The following is a 16,412-nucleotide window of genomic DNA, read 5'->3' on the forward strand; positions in this document are numbered from 1 at the left end:
AAAATAAAAGGTGTTTGTCGGGGCGGGCTCGACGCCACACTACTGGATCGTCGTCACCAGCAGCATCAATGCCGTGATGATCACGGCCCAAATCAACGCATGGCGGAGCGATGTCTTCCAGTTGAGCCGAAACGACGCGAATGCGCTCACAGCCAAAACAAGCCAGCCAACCAATGCGATGATCTGGATCACTTCGAACTGGTTCATGGCGAAACCGTTAGCCCATCATAGCCGACAATCACATTCTTCGGAACTTCGCCGCATAAAGTCCTGTAATCCATGCTTTTATCGAGATGCGTCAGAACCATCCTGCCGACACCGCAGCGCTTCGCGAGGTCGAGCGCCATGGCGAGGTTGGCATGGGTCGGATGCTCTTCACGCCGGAGACAATCGCACACCAACAGGTCGGTGCCCTTGAACAACGCCACCATCTCTGAAGTTATTTCACTAAAATCAGTGGCATAGCCTATGGACTTCCCATCGCATCCGAAGCGGAAGCCAGTGCTTTTTGCGGGGCCATGCGGCATGACCGTCCAGTCGACGGTGAAGCCAGCGAACAACCGAAGCCGGTCGAGCACTTCGAGGTTCACGATCGTCGGATAGCCATGTTCGCCTGCGAAGACATAGCTGAAGCGCGCGCGCAATCTGCGGACGGTTTCCTCCACGCCATAGCCCGGTAGTGGCCCGCTGCGTCCATATCTCAGCGAGCGCAGATCGTCGATGCCGTGGCAATGATCGGCGTGGTCGTGCGTCCAGAAGACGCCGTCGATATTGTCGATGCCGCACCGCAGGAACTGATCGCGCAGGTCCGGCGGCGTATCGACCAGCACGCGGCTACCGGCATCGTTCTCGACCACGATCGCGACCCGCGAACGGCGGTTGCGCGGTTCGGAAGGATCGCACGTACCCCAATCGCCATTTATGCGCGGAACGCCGGTCGACGTACCCGTGCCGAGCAACGTGACCTTCACGCCCCTTCCCTTTGGGTCGCTTTCGTCTTGGAGAACAGATCGTGGAAATTGCGGGTGGTCTGCTCGCCCAGTTCGTCGACGCTTGTGCCACGCAATTCGGCCACGAATTGTGCGGTATTGGCGACAAAGGCGGGTTCGCAGGTCTTGCCGCGATGCGGCACGGGCGCAAGAAACGGACTGTCGGTTTCGACCAGCAGGCGATCCGCTGGGATAACCTTGGCAACCTCCTGCAGATCCCTGGCGTTCTTGAAGGTGACGATCCCCGAAATCGAGATCGACAGGCCTAGTTCGAGCACGCGGCGACCGAACCCGGCCGAGGCGGTGAAGCAGTGGATCAGCGCGGGGTAAGCCCCCTTCCCCATCTCGTCTTCGAGAATGGCGGCAGTGTCGTCCTCCGCGTCGCGCGTATGGATGATCAGCGGCAGTCCGGTCTCGCGCGCCACATCGATATGCATGCGGAACAGCGCCTGCTGTACGCTGCGGTCGGACTTGTCGTAATAATAGTCGAGGCCTGTCTCGCCGATCCCGACCACCTTGGGGTGACGCGTCGCCTCCAGCAGCGTTTCGCGCGCAAGATCGGCATGATCATCGGCGTTGTGCGGGTGGATGCCGACGCTCGCCCACACATCGGTTTCGCGCGCGGCAGTGGCGACCACCTGGTCCCACTCGGCCTGCTTGGTCGAGATGTTGAGGAAGCCCTGCACGCCCGCATCGCGCGCCCGCGCCAGAACGGCGTCCTGATCTTCGACCAGGCCTTCGTATTCGAGATGGCAGTGGCTATCGATCAGCATCAGCGGGCCTCCCCATCTTCCGCAGGCGCCTCCGGCAATTCCAGCCTCGGGAACAGCGGATCGGGCTTGGGCACGCGATATCCGGTCTTGATCAGCGCGCCGTACCAGCCTTCGTCGGCCAGATCGGCGTGGGTGCGCGCGTCTTCGGCAATTCCTAGCATGGTGAGCAGCTGGCCCGCCTTCTCCGGAATGACAGGCTGGATCGCGATGGCGAGGTCGCGAAGCGCGATGAACAGCGTTTGCAACACGGTGCGCATGCGATCCGGATCGGTCTTCTTGAGCGCCCACGGAGCCTGTTCGTCGACATACTGGTTGCAGGCGTAAACCGCCTTCATCCACGCATCGATACCGACCGAGAATGCCAGCTTTTCAAACTCTTGTGGCAAATACTTGCGAACGGCATCCTGCACCGTCTTCAGCAGCGCTTTGTCGTCGCCGTTGGGATCATACGCGCCCAACTCGCCATCGAGATTCTTGGCGATCATCGAGAGCGTACGCTGCGCCAGATTGCCGAAGCTGTTCGCCAGTTCCGCATTGGCGCGGGTCACGATCGCCTCGGGCGAATAGCTGCCGTCCTGACCGAAAGCGATTTCGCGCATCAGGAAATAGCGCAGGGCATCGACGCCGAACTGGTCCGCTAGCACAGTCGGATCGGTGACATTGCCGAGCGACTTGCTTTCCTTCTGCCCGCGATTGAGCAGGAAGCCGTGGCCGAACACCTGCTTGGGCAGCTCCACGCCCGCGCTCATCAGGAAGGCGGGCCAATAGACCGTATGGAAGCGGACGATATCCTTGCCGATCAGGTGGAGGTCGGCAGGCCAGTATTTCCAGTCCGCGCCCTCTTCCGGATATCCAAGGCCGCTGATGTAGTTGGTGAGCGCGTCGACCCACACATACATCACGTGGTCCTTGTTGCCCGGCACCTGCACGCCCCAGTCGAAGCTGGTGCGGCTGACCGAAAGATCGCGCAAACCGCCTTCGACGAAGCGCATCACCTCGTTGCGGCGACTGTCGGGCTGGATGAAGTCGGGCTGCGAGGCGTAGAGGTCGAGCAGCTTGTCTTGGTACTTCGACAGGCGGAAGAACCAGCTTTCCTCCTTGGTCCATTCGACCGGCGTACCCTGCGGGGAGAGCTTCTCCCCCCCTTCCCCTTCGACCAGCTCCTTCTCGTCATAGAAGGCTTCGTCGCGGACCGAGTACCAGCCTTCGTAGCGGTCGAGATAGAGGTCGCCGCGCTCTTCCATCTTGCGCCACAGCGCCTGGCTGGCGGTGTGGTGATCGGGCTCGGTCGTGCGGATGAAGCGGTCGTAGGAGATGTTCAGCAGGTCGAACAGGCGCTGGAAATGCGCGCTCATCTCGTCGGCGAGTTCGCGGGGCGTCTTGCCCTCGTCCTGCGCCTTGCGCGCCATTTTTAGGCCATGCTCGTCGGTGCCGGTCTGGAAGCGAACATCGCGGCCCTTGAGCCGCTGGAATCGGGCGATGACATCCGCCGCCACAGTCTCGTAAGCATGGCCGATATGCGGCTTGCCGTTGGGATAGTGGATCGCGGTGGTAATATAGTAAGGATCAGCCATTGGCGGGGGCTCTATGCGTGGCAGCCGAGGCGAGCAAGGTGCCGATTTCCATTGCGAGGAAACCGGGGTCGAAATTGTAGCTTTTTGCCTGCCCGGAAATGGTGACGAGCCGCGAATGCGCCTCGACCAGCGCAGGGATGTGAACGTGGTCCAGCTGTTCCAGTCTTTGTGCCAGCACCGTGCGCGCCAGATCGAGCGTGGTCGCGAGCCTGTTGCGGTCTGGACGCGCCCCGATTTCCTCGCCCAGCTTGCCGCGCAGCACGAAGTCGGGGTCGCCCTCCATCACGATACGCCGCATCAACGCTTCTGCGGGCCCGAGCTCCTGCTCGAGGAACATGAGCCCTGCCCCCGGCGCACCACCGCTGGCCCGCGCGGCAAGCGCGATATCGGCAGCGTCGGCTATGTCGGTCTGGCTGCGCAGAACCTCCTCGACCTGCGAGGTCGGCAGCGCATTGAAGCGCAGGATGCGCGCGCGCGAGCGAATGGTGGGTAGCAGCAGGCCGGGACGGTGCGTCACCAGCAGGAAGAACGTACCCTGCGGCGGTTCCTCCAGGCTCTTCAGCAGAGCATTGGCGGCATTGCGCTCCAGATCGTCGGCCGGATTGATGATGATCGCGCGCCGCTCGCCCAGCGTCGGGCGGGTGTTGAGCCGCGCCTGCATGCTTCGCACCTGCTCGATCGCGATGTTGCGCTTGGTCTCGAAAGCTTCGCCCTTCTCGGCCTTCTTCGCTTCCTTGTCGTCCTTGGGCAGGTGCGTCAGCAACTGGACGTCGGGATCGTTGTCGGACACCGGGGCGTCCCGGCCCATCGCGACGAGTTCGCGGGCGGCGGCGAGGGCGAATTCATGCTTGCCCAGCCCCTTGCGCCCGGCAAGAATCCACGCATGATGCATTCGGGGGCTGGCGAGTGCTGCGCGCCATTCGCGCCATTGGGGCGCGTTCGCCCCGGTCACGTCTCCACGCCAAGCAAGGGTTCGACCTGGCGCATGACGGCTGCATGCACATCGTCTGCGCTGCCCGAGGCATCGATCTGCACGATGCTGTCGTCGCCCTGCGCGAGCCCTGCGAAACCGCGCGCCACATCGGCGTGGTACTTCGCATTGCGTCCGCCGATCGCGTCGGCCTCGTCCCCGTCGCGCATCCGCAGTCTCTCGGCGACATCATCTCCGGGGGCTTCGAGCAGGATGGTCCGACACGGAGCCAGTCCACCGCTGCCAATCCGGTGGAGCGTGCGAACTTCCTCGTCGCCCAGCCCTCCGGCAAGGCCCTGATAGGCGCGGCTCGACAGGACGAACCGGTCGCACACGACCCATTTGCCTGCCATCAGCGCAGGCTTGATCGCCTTGGCCACATGGTCCGATCGTGCGGCCGCGAACAGCAGCGCCTCGGCCTGTACGCCCCAACCCGTTCCCGGCGGTTCGAGCAGCAGCTTGCGGATCATCTCTGCCCCGCTGGTCCCGCCCGGCTCGCGCGTGAGGACAGCCTCGATACCACGCTCTGCCAAGGCAGCCACCAGTCGTTTGGCCTGGGTGGATTTGCCCACGCCCTCCCCACCTTCCAAGGCGATGAAACGAGCTTTGAGCGAATGGCGTGTCGAGGTTTCGTTCACCGGAAGAGCCCTTTGAAGCCATTGGCGATCCGGCGGAAAACACCCGCTTCCTCGACATCGCGTGCGGCATAGAGCGGCAGGGTCGAGCGCTCCATACCAGGCACCGCGATCACCAGCGTGGCAACTGCCTCGCCCTTGGCAATCGGTGCGCGCAGCGGGCCGTCATAGCGCACGGTCAGCGTCGGCTTGGCATTGTCGCCCCGCGGCAAGGCCACGCGAATATCCTGTGCGGCAACCAGTGCCAGCTCGTCCGTCACCCCGTTCTGAACCTGCGCCACCGCTGCAGCCTGGCCCTTCTTTGCCAGAAGCTGGCTGTCGAAGGCTTCGAAACCCCATTCGATGAAATCGCGCGAAGCACGGTTGCGTTCGCTCCCGCGATCGGCGCCCGCGACCACCATGACCAGGCGCCGCCCGTCGCGTTCCGCGGTGCCGAGAAAGCCGTAACCTGCCTGATCGGTATAGCCGGTTTTCAAACCGTCCGCCCCATCGACCCTGCCGGTGATCGGATCGTGATTGTCCTGCGCGATGCCATAGGCCTTGAGGCCGGATCGTCCGTAATAATAGCCGAACAGTTGCGGATGGCGACGCAGGATCCGCTCCGCCAGACGCGCCAGATCGCGCGCGGTGGTGAAGGTGCGGCCTTCATCCGGCCAGCCATTCGGCGTGCTGAAGTGACTATCGTGCATACCGATCGCTTGCGCGGTGGCATTCATCCGATCGGTCCACTCGGCAACGCTGCCCCCGCCGCCCTCGGCCAGCACGACCGATGCGTCGTTTGCGGAGACGGTGGTAATCCCGATCAGCAGCTCGTTCACCGTAGGGCGCGCCCGGGCTGGCAGGAACAGGGTGCTCCCCTTCTGGTGCCATTCCTCGAAGGTCTCGTCGCGATAGGGCATGCGCTGGTCGCGGCGCAGTTTTCCACTGTCCAGCATGTCGAATGCGACCAGCGTGGTCATCACCTTGGTGATCGAAGCAGGGACGAACCGCCGGTCTATGTCACGGGCATACAGCGTCTGGCCGCTGGAAAGATCGATCAGATACGCGATCGGTGCCTGCTCGGGCGTAGGCGGCGTGGGCCGGGCATAGAGTGTTGTCGGCACCAACAGCGCCAGCGCGGCCACCATCGAGGCGGGAATACCCGCCCTATGGTGTCGCTTCACCCGTCGTGCCTGCAATGTCGCTGCTCCTGCTTCGGCCCGTGTGGGGCCCACCGCCCGGCGATGGCAGGCGGCTAATCGCTCGTGTCTATATAGGCATCCCTATAGCCGGAGCTGCGGGCCTTGGCGAGGGCAGCCTCGGCTTCTCCACGGGTGGCGTAGGGGCCCATCCGGACCCGGAGATACTCGCCCGACCGCACGACGAAGCCGCTCAGATCATCGGCCGCGTCTATCGCATTGTCTCTACCCGAAAAAGAAGCGACCTGGATGACGTAACGGCCGGCGCGTGCCGCTGGCCGAGCTGCCTGAGGGGGCGCTGCCCGGGGGGGCGGCTGCCGGGTTGCAGGCATGCGCGCGACTTCGACCGGAGCGGGCCGACCATTCGCCCCCGTCGGCAACTCGCCGATCGGAGCCAGTGCGTAGGATGGCCGAGTCGGCGGCGCTGCCTCGTAGTCTTCAAAACTGTCCGCGACGGCTGTCGAAGGGCCGGGCTCGATCTCCGCGAACGCTTCATCGAATTGCCCGGGCCTGCGTGCCGAGGCGTTGGGCCCCTGCGAAGCGAGGCTGGCCGAACCTGCAGCCGGAAGCTGCTTGCGCAGCACCGAGATCAGCGTGTCGGGCGTATCGAGGCGGTCGCCTGCCGGTCTGCCGGAGCGCAGCGCCGCGCGTTCGAACTCGGGCGGATTGACGCGGCGGATCCGGACCGGAGCCCCCTCGCCCACCCCAAGCTCTCGCGCCGCACCTTGCGACAGCCCGACGATCCGGCTCGTGGTCATGGGCCCGCGGCGTTCGACGCGGGCAAGGATGGTCCGCCCGCTATCGAGCGAGGTCAGCTCGACATAGCTCGGCAGCGGTAGTGTCTTGTGCGAGACGGTCACTCCGCGCGCATCGATCATGTCGAGCGTGGCGTAACCGACCGCATCGTAACTCAGCAGATCGGCAGGGACGAAAGTTTGCCCGTCGACCAGATAAGGCTCGCCCAGCACCTGCGGATAATCGGCCTGAGGGCCGTTTACCGCCGAATTGGGCGTGGGGCGGGCCTGCTCGACCGCGTAATAATCCGATGCAGGCGCAAGATCGTAATCGCCCGATCCGCCCGCACAGGCGGATAGCGATGCGAGCAGCCCGAAAGCTATCGCAAACTTATGTACCTTACCGGGCAATCTCATCGGCTAGCAGCCCCACACTCATCGCGTAGTAATTGGAGCAGTTATATTCGAGGATAACGCGATAATTTGAGGTTAACAGCCAGGCAGGATTTCCCGGCCCGTCGGGCTGGAACAGGCTGACCAGAGTGTCGGACGGCAGGCTGTTATACGGCGTCACGCCCAGATCGCGCCATTCGGCCACGGTCTTCCACTGGCTGTGCCGCTCGTGGACGCGCGGGCAGACCGGTGCGACCAGTTCGGTCCGATAGGCATCGACGTTGAAGCCTGAAGGCACGCTTGCCCTCACCCCCCAAGGGATGCCGGGCCGCCAGCCCGCATCCTGGAAATAGCGGGCAATGGACGCCATCGTATCGGCCTGGTTGGTGAAGATGTTGGCCATCCCATCGCCATCGCCATCGGTGGCGAGACGCAGATACACGCTCGGCAAAAACTGCGGATTACCGAAGGCTCCGGCCCAGCTGCCCACCAGTCGGTCGCGCGAGTAGCCTTTGTCGGCCACCTTCAGCAGCGCAATGAACTCGCTTTCGAACAATTCGCGCCGACGCCCTTCCCACGCCAGCGTGGCGAGCGACCGCGAGAGGTCAAAATTCCCGCGATAGCCGCCGTAATTGGTCTCGTGCCCCCAGATCGCGATGATGATTTCGGCAGGAACGCCATATTGCTGGCGGATCGGACCGTGGAGCCGCGCGGTTTCGTTGTAGACCGCGCGTCCGCCATTGATCCGAGCCGTGTCGACATGCCGGTCGATGTAGCGTTGTAAGGGCGGATAGCCGGGCGACGAGGACGAACCGGGCTGGCTCTGATCGAGCTCGATCACGCGCGGGTTGGGCGTGAGACCCTCGGTCATCCGCGCAATCGTCGCCTCGCTCACGCCTTGCGCCCGCGCCTTGGCGATGACGAGCTGCATATAGGCATCGAACGGTATGTCCTGCGCCGCAGCGGGCGCAGCGGATATCGTTGCAGTGGCGAGGCACGCCGCAAGGGCGATCATTGGGCGTGAAAATCTCATGGGTGGGATATCTGTCACAACCAAGGTTGCTCGCCAATGACTTACCGTGGTGAATTGCGCTAAGCGTGCCTGTGCGTGACAATTGCGGGTCGAAGCGTTAGCCGGCTTCGCGGCAAGGACAGGTGGCCGAGTGGTTTAAGGCAGCGGTCTTGGAGTCGAAGGCGCAGCCGTAGACGTCACCGAAGGTGACAATACCGCCGTTCGGCGCTAGCCGACTGTGCTCGAAGGACAGGTGGCCGAGTGGTTTAAGGCAGCGGTCTTGAAAACCGCCGTGGGTTTACGCTCACCGTGGGTTCGAATCCCACCCTGTCCGCCAGCATCCCGAACAGCGTTGAAAACCTGTGCCCCGGTCGCCCCCGAGCTTTGGCCCGAAACGAATGCGGGGCCGCAGCTCGCCTTGACGAACAGCGGCCCCGCAACGGGTCCTGCGACCCTGATCGGCTCCTAGAACGTTACCCGGGCCCGCAAGCCGTAGGTCCGTGCATCGTTAAGGAAGCGGATGTTGAGCGACGAGCCAACCAGCGCTTTTTGCGACACTTCCTCGTCGAGGAAGTTGCTTGCCCAGGCTTCCAGCCGGAAGTTTCCGACGGTGTAGCCCGCACCCAGGTTGAGCGTCACGAAGCCAGGCTGGCGATCGGGGAAGCCGGCCTCCAGTGCAGTCTGGCGCGTCCCATCGAGGAAGACGATGTCATTCTCGTTGAACTGGGTGAGGAAGTACGACGACCGATAGTTCAGCAGCGCCTGCCAGTCGAACCGGCCCGGACCGACATCGAACCACTGCGATAGGCGCGCGCTCACGTTCATTTCGGACGCCAGCGGCAGGCGGTTGCCGACCAGGCTCGTCAGCGGCGATTCGCCCCCGGCGTCGAAGTCCTGCGCCCGGGCATCGGCGACGACGCCCTTGGTGATCTTGGTGTCGAGATAGGCTGCGTTCAGGTCCAGCGAGTAGTGGGCAGGCAGTCGCAGTTTCAGCTCTGCCTCGGCGCCGTAGATGCGCGATTCGCCGATGTTGCGGTTGACCAGCGAGTAGCCATTACACACCGGCGGGGTCTGCGTTTCGTCGAGGTTGATGCAGGTCAGATCCTGGAAAACCTGATCGGTATAATCGTAGTAGAAGCCGGTCAGGTTGAAAATGTGACGCCGTCCGAACGCATCGAAGCTGTTGCGACTGCCGGCCTCGTAAACGATCAGCGATTCCGGGCGGAAGGATTCGGGAATCGTCGATCCGTTGAAGCTGTCGTTGAAGCCGCCCGATTTATGCCCGGTCGAAACCTTGGCGTAGAGCATGTTGTCCGGGCTGATATCGAACTCGACGCCGGCCCGCCAGTCGACAAAGTCGAACGCAGACTGGCCGACCTGCTGGTCGGGGATCGTCAGTTCGACGAAGCTGAAGCCGCCGTTGAAACCGGTCGGGCACTCCACGAAGCCATTGTCGATATCGGGACGGTCGATGCAGGTGCCATTCGGGTTGGTGCCATCGGCAATCGCACCGATCTGGTCGATCAGCGTATCGCGAAGACCGGGCGTGAGAATGCCTTCTACCAGGAACTGCGCGCGCCCCTGCGGGGTGTTGATCCCGCTGACGTCGAAATTGGGTCGATCGAGCAGCGCGGGGCGGAACCCTTCGGTCCCCAAGCGCGTGCCGAAGCAGCAGGAGAAGTTCTCGCCGCCCAGGGTCAGCGCCCAGTTGCCGCCGATGCCATAGCGCGACTTCTCTTCTTCGGTATAGCGCAGCCCGGCGAAGACACGCAGGCGATCGGTGACGTCGTAGGTTCCGTCGGCGAAGAACGCGTAGCTCTCGCCATCGACGTCCGGCATCGTGAATTCGGTGCCCGAATAGCAGCAGTAGCCCCGATCGGCGAGCGCCAGATAACCGACCTGCTGGTCTTCCTTGAAGTAAAACCCGCCTGCATTCCAGCGGAGGCGCTGATCGTCGTTGGCAGAGAGGCGCAGCTCGTACACCTGGCTCTGGGATCTCGACTGCCAGAAGTTGTTCGAGAAGTTGTCGTATTCGACCGCGTCCAGATCGCGGCCGGGATAGGCGATGCCTTCGCTGCTGGCGTTGGCCTGATAGAAGTCGACCGAGCGATAGCTGCCGTTCAGTTCAGCGGTGAAGGTGCCGAAATCGTAGGCCAGCGTGCCCTGCACACCCCACAGCTCGTTCTCCATGTCGCCCTGCATTCCGCGATAGACGACGTCCTTGATATTGAGCTTGTCGGGCCGCAATCCGGTGGCCTGAACGGCCGAGAAGATGTTCGCGCCGGGATAGCCGGTACCCGTTTCCCTGCCGTAGTCGCCCACGATCGAGAGGCTGAGCCGGCTGCTGGGCTCCCACAGGAGCGAGAGGCGACCGGCATAGTTCTCTTCCAGACCTGCCGGCTTCAGCTTGCGCGCCTCCACACCGGTCGAGGCGTTGCGGAAGCCAAAGTCGCGATTGATGTAATATCCGGCGGCGCGCATCGCCATGGTATCGCCCAGCGGGATATTGAGCGCACCTTCGGCGCCGTAGGACCCGCGATTGGCGACTTCTGCCTGTGCATAGCCGCTATATTCGCCGAGCCGGGGCTTGGCGGTGATGATGTTGAGCGTTCCGGCAAGCGCGTTGCGCCCGTAAAGGGTGCCCTGCGGTCCCTTGTTCACCTCGACCCGCTCGAGGTCGTAGAACATCAGGCCAAGCCCGCGGGGGCGCGGAATGTAGACACCGTTGAGGTGCGGTGCGGCGCCCGGATCGCCCAGCTCGGTGTTGTTCGCGGAGCCCACCCCGCGAATGAAGATCTCGACGTTGCCTTCCTGATTGGCGATGCTCAGCCCCGGCACCGCAACCTGAAGCTGGCGCAGTTCGCTGATCCCGTCCTGCCGCAACTGGTCTGCATCGAGGGCCTGAACCACCCCCGCCACATCCTGCATGCTTTCTTCGCGGCGGTTCGCGGTAACGATGATGACATTGTCATCATCATCCGGATCCTGCGCGGTGGCTGGCGTCTGATCGTCTGCCGCAGCCGTCTGGGCGTGCGCTGGCATGGCGGCGACGGAGCACAGCAACATGGTGGTGAACGTCGCGGCAAAATTTGCTTTGGTCATAGTGTCCTCCCCTACGATCCGTCTTTGCGGATTGTGTTTATTGACATGTGAGTTGGCCGCCCGACGGCGAGACGATACGTGCCGACGAGAGAGTGAGGTCGAGCTGGCCCTCGGTGACCAGCATCAACGGCGCTTCGACACGGCCCATGTCGACGCCCGCTTGTTCAAAACAGCTCAAAGGCAGCGCAAGGCGGGTCCACTGGCCTCCTTGTGCCGCTCGCGAGAGGACGGTGCCGAACGGGAAACCGCCCATGCACCCATCTCCGCAGGTCATCAGCAGATTGACGTCCGCCGTAGGTGCAGCATTGACCTTGAAGACGAGCTCGAGGGCGAGATCGCCGTTGGTCTGCCGCAGCATGTCGATCGGGCTGTCCTGCACGATCGCAGCCACCGCCTTGCCCGCGCCGCTAAAGCGCAAGCGTACCGAATCTTCCTGCGCCTTGTGGTCTGTGCGCTCCATCGTGATGAGGTCGGGCCCCGGATTGGTCGCAAGAGCACCCGGGGCGCCGATCAGCAATTGCCGTCCTTCGCCAGCGCGCCCGGCAGCAAACAGCACGTTGGTATCGACCGGCGCGGCGGACGCGCGATCCTCCGGCAGCTGTGCGAGATCGCCGGGTTTGTCGCTGGTCAGGCCAAACCCGTAGGGGAACAGCGGATCGTAAATTGCATCGCCCACGTTCAGCGCGGTCTGGTCGCTCGATTTCGGCCAGCTATAGGGCAGCTTGCCGGTGAACTCCGCCTCGCCAAACAGCACATCTGCAACGCCGCCACCCTCTGACCCCGGGAGCCAGGCGGCTACGAATGCGTCCGACGCGTTAATGAAGGGGTTCGCCCACATCGCGCGCCCCGACAGGAACACCGATACCGTCGGAATACCATCGGCCTGGAGCGAGCGAAGCAGCGCCAGGCTCTCTGCATCGTCGTAACCGACATCGGGCCGGTCGCCCTGAAATTCTGCATAGGGATCTTCGCCGAACACCACGATCGCGACGTCGGGTTTGCTGGAGAAAGAACCGTCGGGCGAGAGCGTGGCGGTTCCGCCCGCCTGCTGGACCGCTTCCTCGATACCGCCCCAGATGGTCTGCGCGTTGGGAAAGTCCGACCGTTTCGTGCCGGTGCCCTGCCACGTCAGTGTCCAGCCACCGGTTTGCTTGGTAAAATTGTCCGCCCCGTCGCCCGCGACCAGCACGTTGGCGCCTGAGTCGAGCGGAAGCACGCCGTTCGCGTTCTTGAGCAGCACCAGTGATTTGCGCACCGCCTCGCGCGCGACCGCGCGATGTTCGGCGCTGCCCAGTCGCTCGAATTCGCCCGCATAGGGCCGCGACGAAGGCTTGCCCGCCTCGAACAGTCCGGCGCGCAGCTTCACGCGCAGGATGCGACGTACGGCATCGTCGAGGCGATCCATCGAAAGCGTGCCGTTACGCGCATTTGCCAGCGTGGACTGATACAGCCCCTTCCAACTGTCCGGCGCCATGAACATGTCGAGCCCGGCATTCACCGACTGCGGGCAATCGGTCGCCGAGCAACCCGCGATCTGGCCGTGGCCGTTCCAGTCCCCGACGAGGAACCCGTCGAAATTCCAGCGGTTCTTGACCACGCCAGTCAGCAGCGACTCGTTGCCGTGCATCTTCGCACCGTTCCAGCTCGAGAAGCTGACCATGATCGATTGCACACCGGCTTCGATCGCCGGGAGGTAGGGCGGGCTGAACAAGTCGCGCAGCCCCTCCTCGTCGATCCGTGCGTCGCCCTGGTCCTTGCCGCCAGCAGTGCCGCCGTCACCGAGGAAATGCTTGGCGGTCGCAACGATATGCGGACCGCGAAGCCAGTCTTCGTCACCGATCTTGCCCTGCAGCCCCTCGATGATGGGCGCGGCATAGGATGTGGCGATTTCGGGCGTTTCGCCGAAGCCTTCGTAAGTCCGGCCCCAGCGATCGTCGCGCACCACCGCCAGTGTCGGGGCGAAGGTCCAGTCGAGCCCGGTCACCCGCATCTCGATCGCGGTAATCTCGCCGATACGGCGCATCAGCTCCGGATCGCGCGCCGAACCCAGACCGATATTGTGCGGAAACAGCGTCGCACCCACGATGTTGTTGTGCCCGTGGACCGCATCGCTGCCCCAGATTACCGGGATGCGCGGCAGGTCGCCATCGCGCTTCATCGATGCGGCATAGAAGTCGTCGGCGGCCTTCAGCCAGCGCTCGGCGGGAGCATTATATTCCCCGGTAGGCGTGGAATTGCCGCCATTGAGGATCGAACCGAGGTGAAACCGGCTTACATCGGCGGGCGTTACGCTTCCGATATCGGCCTGGATGATCTGGCCGACTTTCTGTTCGAGCGACATTGCTGCGATCAACGCGTCGATCCGCTGCTCGACCGTTTCATCAACCTCGATCGGAGCGGGTTGCGAGGGCCACTGCGATGGGTCGGCAACGGCCTGTGGATTGGGCTGTGCCGTGACCGGACCGGTTGCCAGCCCTGCGCACAGTGCGACCGAAATTGCTCCTGACATGAATGTAGCTCTGCGAAGCCGCACCGGATATCCCTCCCAAATCAGACAACGTTTACCGTTGTTCCTGACAGCGTTTACCGTCGACCATTGGAACGAGTCAAGCGGCGTGCCGAGCAAGCGCGTCGACAAATGCCGCCAATCGGGCTATCGGCGCGCTTTCTTGGAGATTCAGCTATTTCTAAGCGATCTACGATCACCGACGTCGCCGAGCTCGCCGGTGTATCGATCAAGACGGTTTCACGTGCGCTGAACGGTGCGCCGCATGTCAGCGCAGATGCCCGCGCACGGGTGCAGGCGGCGGCGGACGAACTCGATTACCATCCCAACATCGCGGCGCAGAGCCTGATCGCGCGGCGCAGCTTCCTGATCGGGCTGACCTACGAGCGCCCCAGCCCCAGCTATGTCGTCGAATTGCAGAACGGCGCGCTCTCGCGTCTCGAAGATTCGCGCTTCCGTCTGGTAGTGCTGCCATTTCGCGACGTCGCCAATCGCCAGGACGAACTGGGCCGGCTACTGATGCGCGCGGGACTCGACGGCGTGGTGCTCGCCCCGCCCGCCTGCGATCAGGACGCGTTGCTGGCGATGCTGGACAGGCAGAAGCTGCCCTACGCACGGATCACTCCGCATCGCGAGATGGACCGAGGCATCGTGGCGGCCATGGACGAGGTCGCTGCCGGACAGGCGATCGCCGCGCATCTGCTCGAACTCGGGCACCGGCACATCGGGATCATCATGGGCGATCCCTCGCACGGGGCCAGCTCCGCCCGAATGGAGGGCTATCGTCGTGCCTTTGCAGAAGCCGGGGTCAGCATCGATGATGGTTTGGTCGTCACCGGCGATTTCACCTACGAGATCGGCTACGAGGTCGCTGCGGAGCTCCTCAACCGCACCCCTCGCCCGACCGCAATCCTCGCGCAGAACGACGACATGGCGGTTGCCGCCATGGCGGTCGTACGCGAAGCCGGGCTATCCGTACCGGTCGACGTCTCGATCGCCGGGTTCGACGATTCCGAAGTGTCGCGCACGGTCTGGCCGCAACTGACCACCGTGCGCCAGCCGGTGAGCGAGATGGCGTGGGATGCGACCGATCGGCTGATTGCCGCGCTGGAAGCGGACCGCAAGAAAGGCGGCGGCGAAGAGATCGCCCAAACGCCGACCCGGATGGGTGCCCACGGATATAAGCTGTGCGTGCGCGGCTCCACGGCCCCGCCGGGCTAGTTCTCGTCCAGCGGCGGCACCGCATTGCGGATCAGCTCGCGAGCCTGCTCGGGAAACCAGCCGCCAGCACGCGGCGCGACCATGCCGCGCTCGGGATCGGTCGGGCCGGCGGTTCCGCGATAGCAGTGTCCGTCTGATTCGCCGGGGATCTTGATCCAGAGAAACGCATCGACATAGGCGCTGCCCGTGTCGAGCGTTGGCCTCCTGCCAAGCCCGCGATCGGGCGGATTGCACCAGATTTCGGCATCGGCATATTTGCCTTCCGGCGGGTCCCACGATCCCGTGCCATTGCGGCTCGTATCGATGATTGCGTGCTTCTGCGCCGCTGGATTTCGCGCCATCCGGGCACTGGAGAACAGCGCATCGTAAGCTGCATCGGTCGCCCCCCATGACGAGGTGTCATCGAAATCTGCCGGACGGTACTGGCTGGGACATTCGTCAGGCTGAATCTTGTCGGCCGTGACGAGGGCGAGACAATCGCTGATCCAGCGCGCATAATGGAGCAGGCGCGCGTCGCTTTCGAAGTTCGAGACGTTCAGGAAATAGCCGTCGGCCCGCGCGACGTTCGCACGGATCAGGCGGCTCGCGGCTTCACCGGGAGCGAGCCAGCCGCTGCCCGTCCCGTCGAGATAGATCCGCGCGTTGGGCAAGGCGGAAAACGTTTCCACCGCCGCACTCAGCTGGGTAAAGCGCTCATCGGCAGCTTCGCCATCTTCGCCGCCTTTCGGTCGGCAATTCTCCAGCTCGCCATCGAGCGTGCGGTACCAGGGGATAATGCCGAGGCTGTCGGGCTCGATCACCACGAGTGCCGGATGCTCGCCGATGCCGGCCGCAAAACCTTCGATCCAAGCGAGATAGTCGTCGGTTCCTGTCGCTCCGCCCGAGGAATAGAGCGCGCAGTCGCGCCCGGGGATGTTGTAGGCAACCAGCACGGGCATCTCGTTGCGGGCGGCGGCGGCCTCCACCAATCGCGCGACCTTGCTCTCCACCTCGGCTGGCGTCCCGTGGGTAAACCATGTTGCGGAAGAAATGGCGCCCAGCGCCAGTGCATCGCGTCGCGCCTGCCCATCGAGCCGCTCCGCTGCATCAAGCGTGGTGCTTTCGGGATCGACGTACAACGCCGACTGAGCATGTGCAGATGAAGAAGTGCCGAAACCGGCGACCGCGAGCGCTGCGAATGCAATCGACCGAAAGAGCGACATGAAACGCACCTCCCCAACCCACGCGGCTATCTGGCAGGCCAGCGCACAGCTGACAAGCGGCTCGCGCGCACCCTGCACGCTGGCTTAACAAAGGTTTGAAGCGGGCCCATCCCGTGATCCCCG

The 16,412-nt window shown here is 63.7% G+C and carries 13 protein-coding genes and 1 tRNA gene; 2 read left to right on the forward strand and 12 right to left on the reverse strand.

All coding sequences use genetic code 11. From position 1 onward, the window contains the following. Positions 1 to 39: 39 nt before the first annotated feature. The 9 genes from AAG612_RS02485 to AAG612_RS02525 all read right to left on the reverse strand — a co-directional run bounded on the left by AAG612_RS02485 (position 40) and on the right by AAG612_RS02525 (position 8,279). Positions 40 to 207, reverse strand: a complete 168-nt coding sequence (locus AAG612_RS02485; RefSeq protein WP_342506929.1) for a hypothetical protein — start codon at positions 205 to 207, stop codon at positions 40 to 42. Continuing rightward, positions 204 to 971, reverse strand: a complete 768-nt coding sequence (locus AAG612_RS02490) for an MBL fold metallo-hydrolase (protein ID WP_342506931.1) — start codon at positions 969 to 971, stop codon at positions 204 to 206. Before AAG612_RS02490 ends, AAG612_RS02485 begins: the two co-directional genes overlap by 4 nt. Continuing rightward, positions 968 to 1,762, reverse strand: a complete 795-nt coding sequence (locus AAG612_RS02495; protein WP_342506933.1) for a TatD family hydrolase — start codon at positions 1,760 to 1,762, stop codon at positions 968 to 970. The genes AAG612_RS02490 and AAG612_RS02495 overlap by 4 nt, the downstream gene beginning before the upstream one ends. Beyond that, a complete protein-coding gene (metG, locus tag AAG612_RS02500; RefSeq protein ID WP_342506935.1) occupies positions 1,762 to 3,336 on the reverse strand; it encodes a methionine--tRNA ligase in 1,575 nt (524 codons plus the stop codon). Before metG ends, AAG612_RS02495 begins: the two co-directional genes overlap by 1 nt. After that, positions 3,329 to 4,288 carry a DNA polymerase III subunit delta' gene (locus AAG612_RS02505; RefSeq protein ID WP_342506937.1) on the reverse strand — a complete coding sequence of 320 codons (960 nt, stop codon included), beginning with the start codon at positions 4,286 to 4,288 and terminating at the stop codon, positions 3,329 to 3,331. Before AAG612_RS02505 ends, metG begins: the two co-directional genes overlap by 8 nt. After that, positions 4,285 to 4,944 (reverse strand): dTMP kinase, encoded by a 660-nt coding sequence (tmk, locus tag AAG612_RS02510; protein ID WP_342506939.1) that lies wholly within the window; start codon positions 4,942 to 4,944, stop codon positions 4,285 to 4,287. Before tmk ends, AAG612_RS02505 begins: the two co-directional genes overlap by 4 nt. Beyond that, positions 4,941 to 6,104: a D-alanyl-D-alanine carboxypeptidase family protein gene (locus tag AAG612_RS02515; RefSeq protein ID WP_342506941.1), complete on the reverse strand. Its 1,164-nt coding sequence runs from the start codon at positions 6,102 to 6,104 to the stop codon at positions 4,941 to 4,943. The genes tmk and AAG612_RS02515 overlap by 4 nt, the downstream gene beginning before the upstream one ends. A gap of 71 nt (positions 6,105 to 6,175) precedes the next feature. Next, positions 6,176 to 7,270, reverse strand: coding sequence for an SPOR domain-containing protein (locus AAG612_RS02520; protein WP_342506943.1), 1,095 nt, complete (start codon positions 7,268 to 7,270; stop codon positions 6,176 to 6,178). After that, entirely contained in the window at positions 7,254 to 8,279 is a 1,026-nt protein-coding gene (locus AAG612_RS02525; protein WP_342506946.1) for a lytic murein transglycosylase, read from the reverse strand. Before AAG612_RS02525 ends, AAG612_RS02520 begins: the two co-directional genes overlap by 17 nt. Positions 8,280 to 8,505: 226 nt before the next feature. On the opposite strand from AAG612_RS02525, the gene AAG612_RS02530 reads away from it, so the two are divergent. Beyond that, positions 8,506 to 8,595, forward strand: a tRNA-Ser gene (locus AAG612_RS02530). 128 nt (positions 8,596 to 8,723) lie between these two features. Here AAG612_RS02530 and AAG612_RS02535 read toward each other — a convergent pair. Continuing rightward, on the reverse strand, positions 8,724 to 11,360 hold the full coding sequence (locus AAG612_RS02535) for a TonB-dependent receptor (protein WP_342506948.1): 2,637 nt from the start codon (positions 11,358 to 11,360) through the stop codon (positions 8,724 to 8,726). 37 nt (positions 11,361 to 11,397) lie between these two features. Continuing rightward, complete coding sequence (locus AAG612_RS02540; protein WP_342506950.1) at positions 11,398 to 13,869, reverse strand: glycoside hydrolase family 3 protein; 2,472 nt, start codon at positions 13,867 to 13,869, stop codon at positions 11,398 to 11,400. A gap of 129 nt (positions 13,870 to 13,998) precedes the next feature. Between AAG612_RS02540 and AAG612_RS02545 the strand changes: the two genes are divergently transcribed. Next, positions 13,999 to 15,087, forward strand: coding sequence for a LacI family DNA-binding transcriptional regulator (locus tag AAG612_RS02545; RefSeq protein ID WP_342506952.1), 1,089 nt, complete (start codon positions 13,999 to 14,001; stop codon positions 15,085 to 15,087). Here AAG612_RS02545 and AAG612_RS02550 read toward each other — a convergent pair. Further along, on the reverse strand, positions 15,084 to 16,289 hold the full coding sequence (locus AAG612_RS02550) for a glycoside hydrolase family 6 protein (RefSeq protein WP_342506954.1): 1,206 nt from the start codon (positions 16,287 to 16,289) through the stop codon (positions 15,084 to 15,086). The genes AAG612_RS02545 and AAG612_RS02550 overlap by 4 nt on opposite strands. Positions 16,290 to 16,412 lie beyond the last annotated feature (123 nt).

It is taken from the genome of Citromicrobium bathyomarinum (genome assembly GCF_038594605.1).
Lineage (GTDB): Bacteria > Pseudomonadota > Alphaproteobacteria > Sphingomonadales > Sphingomonadaceae > Alteriqipengyuania > Alteriqipengyuania bathyomarina_B.